The following is a 16,366-nucleotide window of genomic DNA, read 5'->3' as shown; positions in this document are numbered from 1 at the left end:
GATGTCAGGACTGCTGCCGGAACAGCTGCTGGATGCCGTCCGACGTGCGGTTGGCCACGTTGGACGTCATTTCGCACTGGAACAGGAAGTGGTGCGACTTCATCGTCATTTCGATCACCTGGGCCGGCGTGAGATCGCCGGTGTTCTGGGTCATCGTCTTGGCGAGATCGTTGATGCTCTGCGCACCACCGTTGAGGTTGTCGACCGCCGACATCAGCATGCGCATGCCTTCCGAGGGTTGGGACGGCGCCACGTTGGCGACATCCTGCGGCGCGTTGGCGGACGGCGCGCCGGCGCGGTCCATCGCCTGCGCGAAGTCGCGCACCTCGTAGGCGGCCGCAACGGGCTGTCCGCCGGCGGCGGGCGCCCCCTGCGCCGCGGGTTCGATACCGACGGCCTGGATCGCGTCGACCATGATGATCTCCTTGCTGTCTTCGAAGGCCGCTTACTGCTTGCGGCCGAGGGTCTCGAGGGCCTGGCCGACGCTGTTCTGCGAGGTCGACGCGTTGTTCGAGAGGAACTGCATCTTCAGGCTCTCGGCCGTGAGCGCGACCACGTTCGACGGCTGATCGCCGCCACTGCCGATGACATCGGAGAGGTTGGTGATGCGCGTGGCCTGCGCGTCGAGCGTCTGGCCCCAGGCGCGCGACATCGCCGCGTACCAGCTGTCGGAGCCACCGGAGGCGCCGCCGGCGCGATTGCCGCGGGTGACGGCCTGGTCGCCGTGCATGGACGCGCGGCCGATGAAGGTGCCGATGGCATCAGGCGAAATGGTGGTCATGTGCTTGCTCCTGTCGGATGGAAAGAACAACGGGTAAAACCAGGTGAACGCGCGACGCGATACCGCGTGTGCTCGCTACTGCCGGGGCGATGCGGCAGCCGGCGACGTGGACGGGGCACCGGGCGCACGGACGTTCGCGACCACGGCCGCGAAGCGCGGATCGGCGGCCGCGGCATCGCCTGTGACTTCGGCGCTCGCCTCCGTGTCGGTCGGCGACGGCGCCGGCCCGGGGACGACCTTCACCAGGTCACCGCCCGCGGACAGCACGTGCGCGAACTCGCCGATCGAAATCAGCTGCCCCTTGCCGGGAACCGTGTCACCGGGAACGAAGCGCCGCCCCTCGGAATCGACCAGGTGCGGATCGTTGCCGCGCACGATCGACACGATGTGCGCGGGCGCCGGCGCCGCGCGCTCCGCTTCGGCGCGCGGGGCCCCGCCCTGCGGCGTGCGCGGCAGAATGCGCGTGACGCCGCGGATGTCGGCCACGGCGCGCGAACGCACCAGACGCTCGATGTCGGCGCCGTCGGCGAATTCACCGACGACCTCGACGTCACCGTTGCCGACGTAGCGCGCCTGCACCGGAATGCCGTGTCCGCGGAACATCTCCGCGACGTCGCTGGCGATGTGCTCGCCGGTGCGCAATTGCAACTGCGCGTCGATCTTCTCGGCCGCGAGCTGGGCCTGGAGCCGTTCCAGCGCCGCGCGGCTGTCGACGGCGCCAGTGACCGTCGGTCGCCCGTCCACGCCGTCGACGATCTCGACGTTCGCGACGCGGTGCTCGGTCATCAGCGCGCCGAGGCGCTCGCGCGGATCGGCCGCCTGCTCGGACGCCGGCAACACCGCTGCGAAGATCGCCAGTGACGCCAGCGACAGCATCGCAACGCCGGCGATCAACGGCAGGCGCCGCACGATGGCCGGGCGCACCGGCTCGCGTTCGTCGTCGGGCGCGAACACGGTGACGAAGGTGTCCCAGGCCGGATCGTCCTCCGCGCCGAAAGCGATCGAGGCCTCGCCGATACGCACGGGCTGCACCGCCGACAGCTCGACCGGATCGCCGGGATCGACCTGCGTGCCACCGACATGCACCGGTGCATCCAGCGCGCGCACCATGTAGCGGCCACCGACCAGGGTGACCAGCGCGTGGTGGTTGGCCACGCCGTCGTCGGCGAGCACGATGTCGCAGTCGTCGCCGCTGCCGACGAGAATCATCTCGTCGCGCGCAAGGACGCGATTGGCACCCGCGTGCAGGCCGTCGACGATGCGCAGCACGTCGCGTGCGTCGGGCGTGTCGTTGAGTTGCGTCATGCTTGCCTCCTTCCGGCCTGCGCGGCGGCGTGGAACGCGGACTCCGCGATCACCCGCCGACGCGCGCCTCGGGTTGAAACGACGTCATGCATTGATCTGCCCTGCCTGCACGATGCGCAGATCCGGTGCCAGTTCCTGGTAGGAGAGCACCGGCAGATCGAAGAAATCGACTTCCAGCAACTTGCGCAGATGCCGACGCACGTCGAGCGAGCACAGCAGCACCGGGCGCACACCGGGGGCCTGCCGCCCGAGATGCGCACGCACCTCGTTGCCCAGACGTCCCGCCAGTTCGGGCGAGATTGCAAGCTGGCTCACACCGCCCGCCACGCGGACCGACTGTCTCAGCTTGTCTTCGAGTTCGGGATGGATCAACAGTACATGCAGCGTGCGCGCATCGTCTGAATAGCGGTCCGCGATTTCGCGCTTCAGCGCGACGCGCACGTATTCGGTCAACAGCACGACGTCCTTCTCGCGGCCGCCCACGTCGGTGATCGCTTCGAACGCGTCACGCAGGTTGCGCACCGGCACGCCTTCTTCCGACAGACGCCGCAGCACATCGGCCACGCGCTGCGGCGCCACGACGCGCAGCATTTCCTTGACGAGATCCGGATAGTCGCGCTGCATGCGCGCGAACAGGTTGGCCGTTTCCTGGATCCCGAGAAAGCCGCCCATGCGACGACGGATCGCGGCGGACGCATGACCGGCCAGCACGTCGAGCGGCGTCTGCGCGCCATCGGACTGCGTGTCGCGCCAGGTGCCCGCGAGGATCGCGGGATAGAAGCCGGTCAGCGGCGTCGCGCCGGCCGCCATCGCGGGCTGCGGTTCGAACCACGCATCCGTCCGCAGCCGGCCGGTGGCGATGCGTGCGCCGAAGGCGGTGAGCCGGTACTCGTCCTCGCCCAGACCCGGCACGATGCGCAGCGACGGCACCGGCACGGGCACGCCGTATTCCTCGCGCAGACGCTGGGCCACCTCGACCACGCGTGCCTCGAGCGCGGGTGCACCGAGTGCCTGGGCCAGCGCCGGTGCGACCTGCAGCTGCAGCGGCGCGGGCGGCGCGAGGTCGTCGTGTTCGATGGCCGCCTGGGCCTGGGCCGCGACTTCGTCGTCGCTCACCCGGAACGCACGCCGCAGCAGTTCGAACTGGTGGCGGTAACGCCAGGCGCTCAGCGTGAGCAGGCCCAGGCCGAGCACCAGGAACACCATCCACGGAAAGCCGGGCACCAGCGTCATCAGCAGCGCGAGCAGGCCGGTGATCAGGATCACCCGCGGCTGCCCCGACACCTGCCGGGTGATCGCGTCACCGAGATGCCGGTCGTCGATCTCGCCGGTGGTACGGGTGACGACGAGGCCGGCGGCGATCGTCGCCAGGATGGCCGGAATCTGCGAGACCAGACCATCGCCGATGGTCAGGATGCTGTAGACGTGGGTCGCTTCGGCCAGCGGCATGCCCCGCTGCAGCACGCCGATCGCCAGGCCGCCGAGCAGATTGATCAGGATGATGACGATGCCGGCGATAGCGTCGCCCTTGACGAACTTCATCGCGCCGTCGAGCGAGCCGTGCAGCTGGCTTTCGGTCTCGAGCAGCCGACGCTTGCGCCGGGCCTCGTCCTTGTCGATCAGGCCCGAGCGCAGGTCGGAATCGATCGAGAGCTGCTTGCCCGGCATCGCGTCCAGCGTGAAGCGCGCGGCGACCTCGGCCACGCGCTCGGCGCCCTTGGCGATGACGATGAACTGCACGACGGTGATGATCAGGAACACCACCATGCCGACGACGAGGTTGCCGCCGGCCACCAGGGCGCCGAAGGTCTCGACGATGTGGCCGCCTTCGGCGTTGAGGAGGATCGAGCGGGTGATCGCGATCGAGATCGCCAGCCGGAACAGCGTGGTCAGCAGCAGCACGCTCGGAAAGCTGGAGAACGCGACCGGCGTGGGAATGTAGATGCCCAGCAGGAGCAGGCCGAACCCGATCGAGATGTTGACCGCGACCAGCATGTCGATCAGCACCAGCGGGAGCGGCAGGATCATCACGCTGATGATCGTCACCGCGGCGAACGCCAGCACCACATCGCTGTAGCCGAGCTTGGCCCGGGGCCCCGCGCCCGCGGGCGCGCCGGTCAGCGTCGCCAGCAGCGCCTTCACGCCGCCCCTCCGACGCCGCATGGCGACCGGCCTGCACCCGTCGCCCGGATCACGCCTGGGCGTGTCCCGGGAACAGCTGTGCTCCACCGCATTCCGGAGTGCATTCGGCGCATCTGCCCCTGACCTTGTGCGTCACATTGTGCCAATCTACGATAGCAACGCCATGTTATCGCCAGATAAAACCGACGTTGCAAGCGTGTTCCGGGCGCGGCGCAATGTGCGTGAAGAGCCGGGCGCGTCAGCGCCAAACAGTGAAAATCCTAAGCGTCACAGTGACTTAACGATCGCCATCGATATTGGATACGGATGGGGGGGCCGGTACGACGGCCGCAGTGGATTCAGGAGCGACGTCGCGAATGTCCAGATCTGTAATGAAGGTCACAGATTGCGCCCCGACGCCGATCGCGAAGACGCGCCCGGCCCTGGATTTGACCAGCACCACCCGCTCCCGCGGGCCCACCGGCAGGATCTGCAGGACCGACAGCGGGGTATCGCTGCCCGACAGCCCGTACCGCCGGCGCAGCATGCGCAGCAGGAACAGCAAGCCCGCGATGATGAAGACCAGTGGCAGCAGGATCGCCACCATTTCACCGACGAACGAATCGCCGCCGGGCACGGTCGACGGAGCGGTCGCCCAGGCCGGAAGCGCGGCGAGGCCAATGAGCACGGCGGCAGGCACGCGCCCGTACGGGCGGCGGTTGCAGGGAAAGGTTGGCACTGCGTGGTTCATGGCTCCAGGCCGGGACGGCACCCCAGCGGTGCGGGCCTACGTTAACGCAGGCCCCGTCGTCGCATGACCGCATCGGGACGCGTCCGTCGTCGCGCTGCCGTCGACGCCGGAGGCCGGGCGGAGACCGGCGACGACGCCCTGCGCGGCGTCCTCGACGCGGTGCCGTTCGCGTGCGCCGCCTTCGATCGCCGGAGCGGCGCCCTCGTCTGCGCGAACGACCGCTTCCGCGCCGATCTCGGCACGCTGCCCGGCCATGCCCAGCGCGATGCGTTGCTGGCCACGCTGTACGGCGAGCTGACCGGCGACGCCCGCGGCGACGAGGTCCGGGCACCCGGCAGCGGACGCTGGTATGCGCTGCATTGGCGCGAGCTCGAGACCACCGGGCGATCGCTCGCCCTGCTCACCGCGGTCGACATCAGCGAGCGCATCGAAACCCTGGACTCGCATCGCTCGCAGCAGGAGAAGCTGCTCTTCACCTCGCGGATGATGTCGGTCGGCGAGATGGCCGCCACCCTGGCCCACGAGCTCAACCAGCCGCTGGCGGCGATCGTCAACTACCTCAACGGCAGCCTGCGCCTGGTCGGCCAGGCGGGCGGCCCGGTGCAGGTGGAACGTGCGCTGCAGGCCGCGCGCACCCAGGCCGAGCATGCGGCGGCGGTGATCGCCCGGGTGCGCGAGTTCGTCCGCGCGCGCGAGCCGCGTCGCGATGCCCAGGACCTGCCGCTGATCGTCGACACCGTGCTCGAACTGCTGCGCCTGGAAGCCGAGCGCCAGCAGCTGCGGGTCGAACTCGCCCTCGCCCCGGCCTTGCCGCAGGTCTACGCGGACCGGGTCATGGTCGAACAGGTGCTGCTGAACCTGGTCAAGAATGCGATCGAAGCGATGCGCGAAGTGCCCGCTGCGCGGCGTGGCCTGCGCATCGAGGGCCGGGTCAACCTCGACGGCGAGGTCGAGGTGCGGGTCTGCGACCGCGGCCCGGGCCTGAGCGAGGCCGAGAGTGCCCAGCTGTTCTCGCCGTTCTACACCACCAAGTCCGACGGACTGGGGATCGGTCTGGCGATCTGCCGCTCGATCATCGAGTACCACGAAGGCCGCCTGTTCTTCGAGGCCCGCGACGGCGGCGGCAGCGTCTTCGGATTCACGCTTCCGACACCCGACAGGAGGATCTGAGCATGCCCGGCGCGCCCTGCATCTATCTGGTCGACGACAACGACGGCTTTCGCGACTCCACGGCCTGGCTGCTGGAGACCGCGGGTTTCGAGGTGCGCGCCTTCGCCTCGGGCGCCGCGTTTCTCACCGTCTACGACAGCGCGCGTCACGGCGACGACGAGTGCCTGGTGTCGGACATCCGCATGCCGGAAATGAGCGGCCTGCAGTTGCAGGACGAACTGCTGCGGCGCGGCTCGACCCTGCCGCTGGTGTTCGTGACCGCCCACGGCGACGTGCCCCTGGCGGTGGAGGCGATGCGCAAGGGCGCGGCGAACTTCCTTGAAAAGCCCTTCGGCGACGAGGCGCTGATCGAGGCCATCCGAACGGCGTTGCGCCGCGAGCGCCGGACCGTCGGCGCGCAGCCGGATGCGCGACTGGAGGCCCTGAGCCCCCGCGAGCGCCAGGTGCTCGACCTCGTGGTCGCCAGCAAGCCGAACAAGATCATCGCCGACATTCTCGGCATCAGCATCAAGACCGTGGAACTGCATCGGGCCAACATGATGGGCAAACTCGGCGTGCGCTCCCTCCCCGAACTGATGAAGGTGGCACTTGGACACGGCTGACGCACGCCCGCGCGCGGCGACCCCGCTGCGCGACCGCATTCCGCATCTCGCACCCGCGCAGGCCGCCACGCTGCGCGCACTCCACCGCCGCCCGCTCCGCTGGGCGAACGCCGGCGACGTGCTGGCGCTGCGCAGCGGCCAGGCGGTGGCACCGGGCGGCCTGTTCGAACTCGACGCCGATGGCGTGCGCCTGGGCGTGCAGTTCGTCGCCGCCCCGTCCACAGCGGACGGAGACCACGATGTACTGCAGTGGCAGGACCACCAGGGACGGGCGCGGATCCTGGCCTGGAGCCTGGCCCACGAACCCGCCCTGCTGCGTCTGAGCGCCGCGCTCGGCACGTCGCTGGTGCCGCTGACCGATACCGGCGCGCCCGCAGCCGTCGACGACGCGGTGTGGCTGTCGTTCGAACTCGCCCCCGAGGACGACGACGACGACGCCCCGGTGCTGCGCGGCACGCTGCGTGTGCCGCCGGGCTGGCTCGACACCGTCCTGGCCCGCGATGCCGCGGACGACGTGACGGTCGACCTCGGCCGCTGGCGGCAGTGGCCGGCGCCGGCCTCGATCGCGCTCGCAGTCCCGCCCCTGACCCGCGACGAACTGCGCGGGCTCCGCCCCGGTGATGTGATCGTCGTCGGCAGCACGCGCGCGCCGCCGGTCCATGTCGAAGCCGCCGGACGGCGCTGGCCCCTGCGCGCCGCCGGCGAGGGCTGGCGCGTCGACGGCCCTCCGCATTCCCGCCCCCGTTTCCAGGAGACCGTTCCGATGTCCGACACCGACATGCCCGACCCGGCCGGCGCCGATGCGCCGCCGTCCGCCGCCGACCCGACGGCGCAACTGCCCGTCGACATCGCGTTCGAACTGGGCGCGGTCGAGCTGCGCCTGGGCGATCTCGCCGGCCTGCAGCCCGGTTACGTGTTCGCCCTGCCGGCGCATCTGGAAGGCGCGAACGTGACCATCCGCGCCAACGGCCGCGTGGCCGGGCACGGTGAGCTGGTCGCGGTGGGCGACACGCTCGGCGTGCGCCTGATCGGCTGGAGTTGATCGATGGATTTCAGCACCTTCTCGCCCGCGCTCGTGCTGGTGACGGTGGTCAGCCTGGCGCTGGCCCCGTTCGTCGCGGTGATGGTGACCTCGTTCACCAAGATCGTCGTGGTGCTGAGCCTGCTGCGCAACGCGCTGGGCCTGCAGCAGGTGCCGCCGAACGTGGTCATCAACGGTCTGGCGATCGTGCTGTCGATCTATGTCATGTATCCGGTGATCCTCGACGTCAACGCCGCGGTGCAGGCGCGGCTCGAAGGGCGCCCACCGCCGGCCTCGGTGCAGCGCCAGATCGACGCGCGGGCGCAGCAGCAGGCGATCCGCGAGGGACGCCCGATCACCGTGCGCCCCGATGCCGAACCGGTGCAGGACGCGGCTGCCGGCGATCCGCCGCCGGCCAGCCCCGCGGCCGCCGACGCCCTGGCCGCGGAAGCCGACGCGCAAAGCCGGGCCGGCGACACCACGCCCGACCCGATGTTCAGTGCCGTGCGGGGCGGATCGAGCAACGACCCGCGTCGTGACGCGGCCGAGCCGCCGCCCGGACTCGCCGAGGAGATCACCCGGCCGGCGGCGCCGGTCGCGGCGCCCGCGGCCGGCGGCGCATTCGACACCAACCGTCTGCTGACGATGGTCGATGCCGGCAAGGAACCGCTGCGCACGTTCCTGATCCAGCATTCCAGTGATTCCGAGCGCGCGTTCTTCCTGCGCAGCGTGCAGCGCATGCTGCCGCCCGAGCGCCGCGCCGAGCTGACGCCGGACGACTTCATCGTCATCGTGCCGGCGTTCACCGTCAGCGAACTCACCGCCGCGTTCCAGATCGGCTTCCTGATCTTCCTGCCGTTCCTGATCATCGATCTGGTGGTGGCGAACATCCTGCTCGCGCTGGGCATGATGATGCTCTCGCCGACCACGGTGTCGCTGCCGTTCAAGCTGCTGCTGTTCGTGCTGATCGACGGCTGGGCCAAGCTGGTGCACGGCCTGGTGCTCACCTACGGGACGGCCACCTAGATGGGCGCGGTGCTTGAATTCACCAAGGAAGCGCTGTGGCTGGTACTGCTGCTGTCCGGGCCGCCGGTCGCGGCGGCGGCGCTGGTGGGCCTGGTGGTGGCGTTCCTGCAGGCGGCGACGCAGCTGCAGGAGCAGACGTTTCCCTATGCGCTGAAGTTCCTGACGATCGTGATCATGCTGTTCGTCACCGGCTCGCTGATCGGCGGCTCGCTGTACGTGTTCGCCGACCGCATCTTCCTCGACTTCCCCGGCCTGGTCAGGCGCTGACGCGGTGTTCGATTTCGCGCAGAACCCGCTGCTGGCGCTCGCACTCACCTTGCCGCGCATCGCCGGCGCATTCCTGATGCTGCCGCTGCTGACCACCGAGACGGTGCCGGCGATGGTGCGCAACAGCTTCATGGTGAGCCTGGCGATCGTGGCGATCCCGATCGCCCTGGCGGGTGCGCCGCCGATCGAGGCCGCCGGCACCGCGCACTGGTCGGCGATCGTGCTGAAGGAGACCTTCATCGGCATCTCGATCGGCTTCTGCTACGGCATCGTGTTCTGGGCGATCAGCTCGGCCGGCGTGATCATCGACACCCAGGTGGGCATGTCGATGGCGCAGATCTTCGACCCCGTGCAGGGACACCAGACGTCGTTGCACGGCGAATTCCTGTCGCAGCTGGCGGCCTGGCTGTTCATGGCCAGCGGCGCGTTCCTGGTGTTTCTCGATCTGCTGATGACCAGCTACACGGTCTGGCCGGTGACGAGTTTCTTTCCGGACATCCGCATGAGCGGCATGGCCCTGTTCGTCGGGCAATTCAGTTACCTGATGACCGCGATGCTGCTGCTCGCCGCACCGGCGATGGTGATCCTGCTGGTCATCGACCTGTCCTTCGGTCTGGTCAACCGCTATGCCCCGCAGCTCAACGTGTTCGCGCTGACGATGCCGATCAAGGCCTGGCTGGCGACGGCCATCATCCTGCTGATGCTCGGCGTGTTCGTCGAGGTCGTGATGCGTCGACTGGTCGACAACAGTGGTCTGGTCAATGCGCTCAAGGGGGCGTTCGGGGGGTAGTGCCTCGTGTCGGGGTGCATCGCGTTCCGCTTTGACGGCAGCGGCGCTTCGTCCCCGCCGCCCGCGATGCTCGGCTCGCTCGACGGCGACAGATCAGGAGCGGATCGCAACAGCCACGGCAGGACACAGTCCCCGGCCGACGTGACGCGCTGCGACGAAGGCAGTGAGGCGCCGTCCACCGGACAGGGCACGCGGCACGCGCGCCGCTACACAGGCAACCGCGCGCCGGGTCAGCGCATCGGATCCCGTGGATCCTCGAAGCGTTCGGCGATGGCCGCATCGTCCGCCAACGGCGGCGCGGCCGGTGCGTCGTCGGGCAGGCCGATCTCATTGCGCATCTCGGGCGGTGGCACCCATTCCGGCGGCTCGGGCCGGAGTTCGCCCTGACGCATGCCCTCGGCCCAGTACAGCACCTGGGCCACGGCCTCGAAGAAGTCGTTGCCGATGTAGTCGTCGATCTCGACCTTGGCATTGAGACCACGCGCCAGCGGCACGTTCTGCAGGATCGGCACGCCCGATTCCTCGGCCACGCGGCGGATTTCCTCGGCCATGTGGCCCTCGCCCTTGGCGACGACCAGCGGCAGATCGTCCACGCCCTGCTCGTACTGCAGGGCGACGGCGATGTGGGTGGGATTGGTCACGACGACGCTCGAACCACGGACGGCGTTGAGCATGTTCTGCTGCGACCATTCCTGGTGCAACTGCTTGCGGCGCTGCTTGACGTAGGGATCGCCCTCGTTCTCCTTGACCTCCTGCTTGATGTCGCGGCGGCTCATGCGCAGCTTCTTGATGTAGGAGAACTTCTGGTACGACGCATCGAGCGCGGAGACGAAGAAGAACACGAAGATCGTCCAGATCCCGATCCACTTGAGCGCATGCCAGATCGCACTGCCGATCGCCGCGGGCTGCGCGAACGGCAGATGCAGCAGGTTCGGGATCATCCCCCAGAGCACGAAGCCGCCGATGCCGAGCAGGGCGACGCTCTTGAAGACCGACTTCACCAGTTCGATGGCGTTGTCCATCGAGAACATCTTCTTGATGCCGCTGACCGGGTTGAGCTTGGTGAGATCGGGCGTGACCTTCTTCATCGTCGCCACCGGGCCGACCTGCAGGAACTCGACCAGCAGGGCCAGCAGCACGGCCAGCAGAAGCAGCGGCAGGGTCATGGCCAGCAAGGTCTGCGCCGCCAGCGGCACGATGGTGCGCAGCGCGATATCGAAGGGCTGGGTCATCACCACCAGCGCCTGCTCGAACAATCCGCTGACCCGGCGGTACATGTCGCCCATCAGCAGCCAGCCACCGGCCAGCCAGCCCATGATCAGCACGGTGCTGGTGAGCTCCCGGCTCTTGGCGACGTTGCCTTCCTTGCGCGCGTCCTTGAGCTTCTTGCTGGTCGGTTTTTCGGTCTTGTCCGCGCCTTCGTTCTGCTCGGCCATCGCATTTCCGGAGCATTGCGGGGTCGGCGCCGAGGCTAGCACGCACCGGGTTGCGGCCCGTTGGCCGCGGCGCCACGGGGCGCCCACGCCGAAGGCGGCGCCGCGCCATGCGGGATTCAGCTTCGACGGCGCGTCGCGGCGCTTCCCCGTCATCCCCTAGGGCCAGCCCGAGATGGCCGCGGGATGTCGCCGGCGTTACAGTCCCGCCATCGCCGCCCGTGCGGCCCCTAGACCTCGGAAACGCTCCGTCCGCCATGAGCAGCATTTCGTCCGACGCCGGCTTCAACGCCGCCAGCCTCGACCGGCTGGGCGGGCAGGTCGCGCTCGACGATCTGCGGCATGCGGGCACCGAAGGGCGGGGGCCGGTCGGCGATGCGGCGCCGGACAGCGCACCGAAAGGGCCGGCGGCCGACCCCGGCGAAGACGTGCTCAACATCGCCGCCTGGGACGGCGTTCCGGCCGGGCTGCGCCAGTTCGCCGGCGATGTCGGGTTCGAACAGCGCCTGTCGGCGCTCGACCTCTCGCAGGCGGCGGACCTCGGCGCGGACGCGATTCTCGAGGCGCTGGCCTGAGCCGACCGCGCGCGACCTGACCGCCGTCCGCCGGGCACGACGCGGACGCAGTGCGATACTCCGCCGCGATGACCGACGCGCCCACTGCCGTTTCGCTGCGTGCCGCTGCCGACCGCCTGGTCTCGGCGCTGGCCGCGCATCCGGATCCGGAGTACCGGCTGGCCGTCCTCAAGCGGCTGGTGCGGCGGCTCGGCGAGGACCGGTATCCGGTGTTCCTGCGCCTGCTCGGTGTCGTGGCCGAGAGTGACGACCTGCGCGCCCAGCGCCTGCTGGCCGAGACCTTCGGAACGGCACTGCGTCGCATGGACCTGCCGGGCGGGGCGCTGAGTTCGTGGGGGGCGACCCGGCTGCCCGACAGCCCCGGCCCGCTCGACGCGCGCGCGTTGACATCCGGCCAGTTCTTCGGCGGCTCGCCGCGGCGCATGCTCGGGCCGGTCGAATACCTCACGGTCTGGCACCTGCAGCGCACCCAGCGCACCGCGCTGTCGGCCGACACCTTCCGCACCAGTCTGGCGCGGATGATCGCGCTGCTGAACCAGAGCGACGATGCGCGCACGCTGTATCCGCAGAAGCTGGCGGTGGATGCGCAGAACGAACTTGAAGGCGCCTACACCCGGGCCACGCGCGAACGGCTGGCCGCCGTGGCCGCGGCCTGGACGGCCGGCCGGACGCCCGAGGCGATCGCCCAGGCGGCGCTCGATGCCGTGGGGGCCGACACGCCGCCCGGCTGGGTGCTGCGCGACCTCTGACCCGCCTGCGACGCGCTTGTCGTGTACCGGCGCGCGATGCAGGATGACCGTCGAACGATCACCCGGGGACATCGGATGCAGGCCCAGGCCGCCACCCGGCCCGGGCGCCGACCAGGCGCCTGGCCGCTGTTCACCCTGCTGCCGTTGATGCTGTGGCTCGGCGCCTGCCAACGCGACGCCGCCGAGGTGCCGGAACGCGTGACCGGGGGCGCCACGCCGACCGAGGCCGTCAGCGGACTCACGGCCCATCTGCGCAGCGGTGACCTGGCGGCGTTCGCACACGACGCCGTGCCCCCGGCCCTGGCCCAGCCGCTGGATCAGGCCTGGCGCGAGGGCCGCTCGCGCTGGCCTCTGACCGAACTGCCGCTGTCGGGCCAGGTGCCGGCGGTGCTCGCGGCCCTGTCCGCGCCGCAGGCCGAGCGCACCCTGCTGCAGGCGTTCAATCGCCAGTTCGCCGGCGCCGACCGCGAGCTGCGCTCGGCGGCGATCGCGCTGGGCGTCTTCGCGGCCCAGTACCTGGAACACGACGGGGCGTTCAGCGCGGACGAACGCGCCCACTACACCCAGCTGGTGGCCGCGGTCAGCGACTGGGCGGCGCAGGCGCCATTGTCGGACCGCGACCGCGCCCGTGCCGCCATCGGCGCCCTGGTCGAGGCCGCCCGGCGGGGCGGAGTGGGTGACGACGCCCGCCTGGGCCAGGCGGGCATGGCGGGCGGTCTGGACGCGCTGTCGCCGCTGTTCACCGCGACCAAGCAGCAGTTGCGTGAGTACGGGCTCGACCTGGACATGGCCTTCGACAGCCTGGACGTCAGCCTGATCGAACAGACCGGCGACACCGCGCGGGTGCGCATGCGCTACCTGCTGGCCGGCCGGCCGGTCGATGCCGTGGTCGCCGTCGAGCGCGTCGCGGGACGCTGGTACCTCGCGGATTTCCTCCGCCATGCGCGCGCGGCAGCCGCGGCGGCACCGGGCGACCGTGCGCCCGGTGCCGCCTGAACAGGCCCGGGCGCCCACGGCCCGACGGCCGGCCTTGGGCATAATGCCGCCGATGCCCGACCAACCTTCCCTGCAGTTCCCGGGTGGCCAGGACCCCCGCCCCGCGGCCGACACCGGACGCGACGCCGGTGCGCCCGGCCCTGTCGACACCGATTCCGCGGCGGAGACCGACGCGGCCACGGCGCCCGCGCCGGACACCACGCCCGCCTTCGCCGCCCCGCTGCCCGTGCCGCTGGCGGCACGGCCGCGCACACCACGTGTGCCCTGGTGGGCCGGCCTGCTCGGCCGGCTGATGCGGCCGTGGATCGGCCTGAAGGTCGAGCCGCAGGCGCCCGAGGCGCTGGTCGATCACCGCCCGGTCTGCTACGTACTGGAAGACTACGGCCTGTCGAACGCGCTGATTCTCGAGCGCGCCTGTCGCGAGGCCGGGCTGCCCTCGCCGCTGCAGCCGCTGCCGGGCGATCCGCTGGGCCGCAAGCGCGCCTACGTCGCCCTGTCGCGACGCAACGCCGGCGGCGCGCTGGCCCTGGCCGCGGGCATGGCGCCGTCCAAATCCACCCATTCCGAATCGCTGTCGCGCCTGCTCGAGGCGCACCGGCTCGATCCCGCCCTCGATGTGCAGGTGGTGCCGGTGTCGATCTTCGTCGGCCGCTCGCCCGACAAGAACAACGGCTGGTTCTCGGTGCTGTTCTCGGAGAACTGGGCGATCGTCGGCCGCTTCCGCCGGCTGCTGTCGATCCTGCTCAACGGCCGCGACACCCTGGTGCGCTTCGCCGAGCCGGTCGAGGTCCGTCCGCTGCTGGCCGAGGACCTCGGCGCCGAGCGCACGGTGCGCAAGCTCTCGCGCGTGCTGCGCACGCATTTCAACCGGGTGCGCGAGGCGATCATCGGGCCGGACCTGTCCACGCGCCGCCTGCTGGTGGACAAGGTGCTGGCGTCGCCGTCGGTCAAGGACGCGATCGCCGACCAGGCGCGCCGCGACAACATCAAGCCCGAGGACGCGTGGAAGAAGGCCCACGCCTACGCCTACGAGATCGCCGCCGACTATTCGCACCCGGTGGTGCGGTCGGCGAGCTTCCTGCTGACCACGGTGTGGAACCGGATCTTCCGCGGCGTACTGGTGCATCACCTGGACCGCTTCAAGGAAGCCGCGCCCGGGCACGAGATCGTCTACGTGCCCAGCCACCGCAGCCACATGGACTATCTGCTGCTGTCGTACCTGCTGTACGGCCGCGGCATCGTGCCGCCGCACATCTTCGCCGGCGTCAATCTGAACCTGCCGGTGATCGGCACGCTGCTGCGCAAGGGCGGCGCGTTCTTCGCCCGGCGCAGCTTCCGCGGCAATGCGCTGTATTCGGCGGTGTTCTCCGAGTACATGGCGCAGCTGGTCGGCGGCGGCTATTCGATCGAGTACTTCATCGAGGGTGGTCGCTCGCGCACCGGACGCCTGCTGCCGCCCAAGGGCGGCGCGCTGGTGATGACCCTGCGCGCGTATCTGCGCGAGCCGCGCAAGCCGGTGCTGTTCCAGCCCGTCTACATCGGCTACGAGAAGCTGATGGAGGGCAACAGCTATCTCGACGAACTGTCGGGCAAACAGAAGAAGAAGGAATCGATCTGGCAGCTGCTGTGGAGCATTCCGCAGGTGCTGCGCAGCAACTACGGCCAGGTGGTGGTGAATTTCGGCGAGCCGATCCATCTCAGCGACGTGCTCGCGGAGATGGCCCCCGACTGGGACGGCGGCCCGGTGGCCGAGGACGAGAAGCCGGCGTGGCTGGCCAACACCGTCGACGTCCTGGCCCAGCGCATCCACGTCAACATCAACCGCGCCGCGGACGTGAACCCGATCAACCTGCTGGCGATGGCCCTGCTGTCGACGCCCAAGCACGCGATGGGCGAGGCGGATCTGCTGGCCCAGATCGCGCTGTCGAAGCAGATGCTGGTCGAGGTGCCCTATTCCGACCGGGTCACCGTCACCCCGCACTCGCCGGCCGAGATCGTCGCCCACGGCGAGGAGATCGGCGTGCTCGAACGCGTCGCCCATCCGCTCGGTGACGTGCTGCGCGTGGACGACGAGCAGGCGGTGCTGCTCACCTACTACCGCAACAACGTGCTTCATCTCTACACGGCCTCGGCATGGATCGCCTGCTGCTTCCTGCACAACCGGCGCATGAGCCGGCACACCGTGCGCCGGCTCGGCCGCACGATGTACCCGTTCCTGCAGGCCGAGCTGTTCCTGCCCTGGAACGAGGACGGCTTCGCCGAGCGCATCGAGCGCACCTTCGACGTGTTCGTACGCGAGGGGCTGCTGGAACTGGCGAATGCCGACGACGGCGAGGTGTTCGCACGCAACGCCGGCCAGACCGACGAGGTGTTCCGCCTGCGTGCGCTGAGTCATCCGCTGCAGCAGGCGTTCGAGCGCTACTACATCGCGATCTCGGTGCTGGCCAAGAACGGGCCGGGCACGCTGGGCGCCGGTGAACTCGAAAGCCTGTGCCAGCTCGCCGCACAGCGCCTGTCGTTGCTGTACGCGCCGGCCGCGCCGGAGTTCTTCGACAAGTCGCTGTTCCGCGGATTCATCCAGAAGCTGCGCGAGCTGGGCCTGGTCAAGCTCGACGGCAACAGCAAACTGGTGTTCGACGAGCGCCTGGCCGTGCTGGCCAAGGACGCGAAGGTGATCCTCGGCCGCGAGCTGCGGCATTCCATCGAGAAGGTCAGCCCGGAAGCGGTGCGCGCCGTACCCGCGCCCCCGCCGCCCGCCGACTGAGGTCCGCGGCGCCCG

At 69.9% G+C, this 16,366-nt stretch carries 16 protein-coding genes; 10 read left to right on the top strand and 6 right to left on the bottom strand.

Features of this window, described 5'->3' with window-relative positions; genetic code table 11:
- Positions 1-4: 4 nt before the first annotated feature.
- From PQS31_RS15450 to PQS31_RS15430, 5 genes are all read right to left on the bottom strand, one after another.
- A complete protein-coding gene (locus PQS31_RS15450) occupies positions 5-415 on the bottom strand; it encodes a hypothetical protein (RefSeq protein WP_272763664.1) in 411 nt (136 codons plus the stop codon).
- Between the two features lie 30 nt (positions 416-445).
- Complete coding sequence (locus PQS31_RS15445) at positions 446-781, bottom strand: hypothetical protein (protein ID WP_272763662.1); 336 nt, start codon at positions 779-781, stop codon at positions 446-448.
- A 75-nt stretch (positions 782-856) separates the two neighbouring features.
- Positions 857-2,086, bottom strand: coding sequence for an FHA domain-containing protein (locus PQS31_RS15440; RefSeq protein ID WP_272763660.1), 1,230 nt, complete (start codon positions 2,084-2,086; stop codon positions 857-859).
- Between the two features lie 84 nt (positions 2,087-2,170).
- Positions 2,171-4,228 (bottom strand): type III secretion system export apparatus subunit SctV, encoded by a 2,058-nt coding sequence (gene sctV / locus PQS31_RS15435; RefSeq protein WP_272763659.1) that lies wholly within the window; start codon positions 4,226-4,228, stop codon positions 2,171-2,173.
- 277 nt (positions 4,229-4,505) lie between these two features.
- A complete protein-coding gene (locus PQS31_RS15430; RefSeq protein WP_272763658.1) occupies positions 4,506-4,958 on the bottom strand; it encodes a flagellar biosynthetic protein FliO in 453 nt (150 codons plus the stop codon).
- 63 nt (positions 4,959-5,021) lie between these two features.
- Between PQS31_RS15430 and PQS31_RS15425 the strand changes: the two genes are divergently transcribed.
- Genes PQS31_RS15425 through sctT form a run of 6 tightly spaced genes read left to right on the top strand, consistent with a single transcriptional unit; the run spans position 5,022 to position 9,834 of the window.
- Positions 5,022-6,128 (top strand): ATP-binding protein, encoded by a 1,107-nt coding sequence (locus PQS31_RS15425; RefSeq protein WP_272763657.1) that lies wholly within the window; start codon positions 5,022-5,024, stop codon positions 6,126-6,128.
- A gap of 2 nt (positions 6,129-6,130) precedes the next feature.
- Positions 6,131-6,730 carry a response regulator gene (locus tag PQS31_RS15420; RefSeq protein WP_272763656.1) on the top strand — a complete coding sequence of 200 codons (600 nt, stop codon included), beginning with the start codon at positions 6,131-6,133 and terminating at the stop codon, positions 6,728-6,730.
- Positions 6,717-7,772 (top strand): type III secretion system cytoplasmic ring protein SctQ, encoded by a 1,056-nt coding sequence (gene sctQ / locus PQS31_RS15415; protein WP_272763655.1) that lies wholly within the window; start codon positions 6,717-6,719, stop codon positions 7,770-7,772. The genes PQS31_RS15420 and sctQ overlap by 14 nt, the downstream gene beginning before the upstream one ends.
- Positions 7,773-7,775: 3 nt before the next feature.
- Entirely contained in the window at positions 7,776-8,777 is a 1,002-nt protein-coding gene (locus PQS31_RS15410) for an EscR/YscR/HrcR family type III secretion system export apparatus protein (RefSeq protein ID WP_272763654.1), read from the top strand.
- Positions 8,778-9,044 carry a type III secretion system export apparatus subunit SctS gene (gene sctS, locus PQS31_RS15405; RefSeq protein ID WP_272763653.1) on the top strand — a complete coding sequence of 89 codons (267 nt, stop codon included), beginning with the start codon at positions 8,778-8,780 and terminating at the stop codon, positions 9,042-9,044.
- Between the two features lie 4 nt (positions 9,045-9,048).
- Positions 9,049-9,834: a type III secretion system export apparatus subunit SctT gene (gene sctT / locus PQS31_RS15400; RefSeq protein WP_272763652.1), complete on the top strand. Its 786-nt coding sequence runs from the start codon at positions 9,049-9,051 to the stop codon at positions 9,832-9,834.
- A 230-nt stretch (positions 9,835-10,064) separates the two neighbouring features.
- Here sctT and sctU read toward each other — a convergent pair whose 3' ends face one another.
- Positions 10,065-11,270, bottom strand: coding sequence for a type III secretion system export apparatus subunit SctU (sctU, locus tag PQS31_RS15395; RefSeq protein ID WP_272763651.1), 1,206 nt, complete (start codon positions 11,268-11,270; stop codon positions 10,065-10,067).
- A gap of 254 nt (positions 11,271-11,524) precedes the next feature.
- On the opposite strand from sctU, the gene PQS31_RS15390 reads away from it, so the two are divergent.
- From PQS31_RS15390 to plsB, 4 genes are all read left to right on the top strand, one after another.
- Positions 11,525-11,842 (top strand): hypothetical protein, encoded by a 318-nt coding sequence (locus tag PQS31_RS15390; RefSeq protein WP_272763650.1) that lies wholly within the window; start codon positions 11,525-11,527, stop codon positions 11,840-11,842.
- 68 nt (positions 11,843-11,910) lie between these two features.
- Entirely contained in the window at positions 11,911-12,591 is a 681-nt protein-coding gene (locus PQS31_RS15385; protein WP_272763649.1) for a hypothetical protein, read from the top strand.
- Positions 12,592-12,666: 75 nt separating this feature from the next.
- On the top strand, positions 12,667-13,587 hold the full coding sequence (locus PQS31_RS15380) for a hypothetical protein (RefSeq protein WP_272763647.1): 921 nt from the start codon (positions 12,667-12,669) through the stop codon (positions 13,585-13,587).
- A 43-nt stretch (positions 13,588-13,630) separates the two neighbouring features.
- The gene (plsB, locus tag PQS31_RS15375) at positions 13,631-16,351 is read left to right on the top strand and encodes a glycerol-3-phosphate 1-O-acyltransferase PlsB (RefSeq protein ID WP_272763646.1); all 2,721 of its coding nucleotides are present in this window, start codon (positions 13,631-13,633) and stop codon (positions 16,349-16,351) included.
- The last annotated feature ends 15 nt before the right edge of the window (positions 16,352-16,366 follow it).

This window comes from Luteimonas sp. BLCC-B24, from assembly GCF_028550595.1.
Classification (GTDB): Bacteria; Pseudomonadota; Gammaproteobacteria; order Xanthomonadales; family Xanthomonadaceae; genus Luteimonas.
This window is presented reverse-complemented; position numbering and strand designations above follow the sequence as displayed.

What these genes read in the sequence shown, in the direction of transcription:
- PQS31_RS15450 (WP_272763664.1), bottom strand. Translation starts at nt 415, where the DNA reads ATGGTCGACGCGATCCAGGCCGTCGGTATCGAACCCGCGGCGCAGGGG.
- PQS31_RS15445 (WP_272763662.1), bottom strand. Translation starts at nt 781, where the DNA reads ATGACCACCATTTCGCCTGATGCCATCGGCACCTTCATCGGCCGCGCG.
- PQS31_RS15440 (WP_272763660.1), bottom strand. Translation starts at nt 2,086, where the DNA reads ATGACGCAACTCAACGACACGCCCGACGCACGCGACGTGCTGCGCATC.
- PQS31_RS15430 (WP_272763658.1), bottom strand. Translation starts at nt 4,958, where the DNA reads ATGAACCACGCAGTGCCAACCTTTCCCTGCAACCGCCGCCCGTACGGG.
- PQS31_RS15425 (WP_272763657.1), top strand. Translation starts at nt 5,022, where the DNA reads ATGACCGCATCGGGACGCGTCCGTCGTCGCGCTGCCGTCGACGCCGGA.
- PQS31_RS15420 (WP_272763656.1), top strand. Translation starts at nt 6,131, where the DNA reads ATGCCCGGCGCGCCCTGCATCTATCTGGTCGACGACAACGACGGCTTT.
- PQS31_RS15410 (WP_272763654.1), top strand. Translation starts at nt 7,776, where the DNA reads ATGGATTTCAGCACCTTCTCGCCCGCGCTCGTGCTGGTGACGGTGGTC.
- sctS (WP_272763653.1), top strand. Translation starts at nt 8,778, where the DNA reads ATGGGCGCGGTGCTTGAATTCACCAAGGAAGCGCTGTGGCTGGTACTG.
- sctU (WP_272763651.1), bottom strand. Translation starts at nt 11,270, where the DNA reads ATGGCCGAGCAGAACGAAGGCGCGGACAAGACCGAAAAACCGACCAGC.
- PQS31_RS15390 (WP_272763650.1), top strand. Translation starts at nt 11,525, where the DNA reads ATGAGCAGCATTTCGTCCGACGCCGGCTTCAACGCCGCCAGCCTCGAC.
- PQS31_RS15385 (WP_272763649.1), top strand. Translation starts at nt 11,911, where the DNA reads ATGACCGACGCGCCCACTGCCGTTTCGCTGCGTGCCGCTGCCGACCGC.
- PQS31_RS15380 (WP_272763647.1), top strand. Translation starts at nt 12,667, where the DNA reads ATGCAGGCCCAGGCCGCCACCCGGCCCGGGCGCCGACCAGGCGCCTGG.
- plsB (WP_272763646.1), top strand. Translation starts at nt 13,631, where the DNA reads ATGCCGCCGATGCCCGACCAACCTTCCCTGCAGTTCCCGGGTGGCCAG.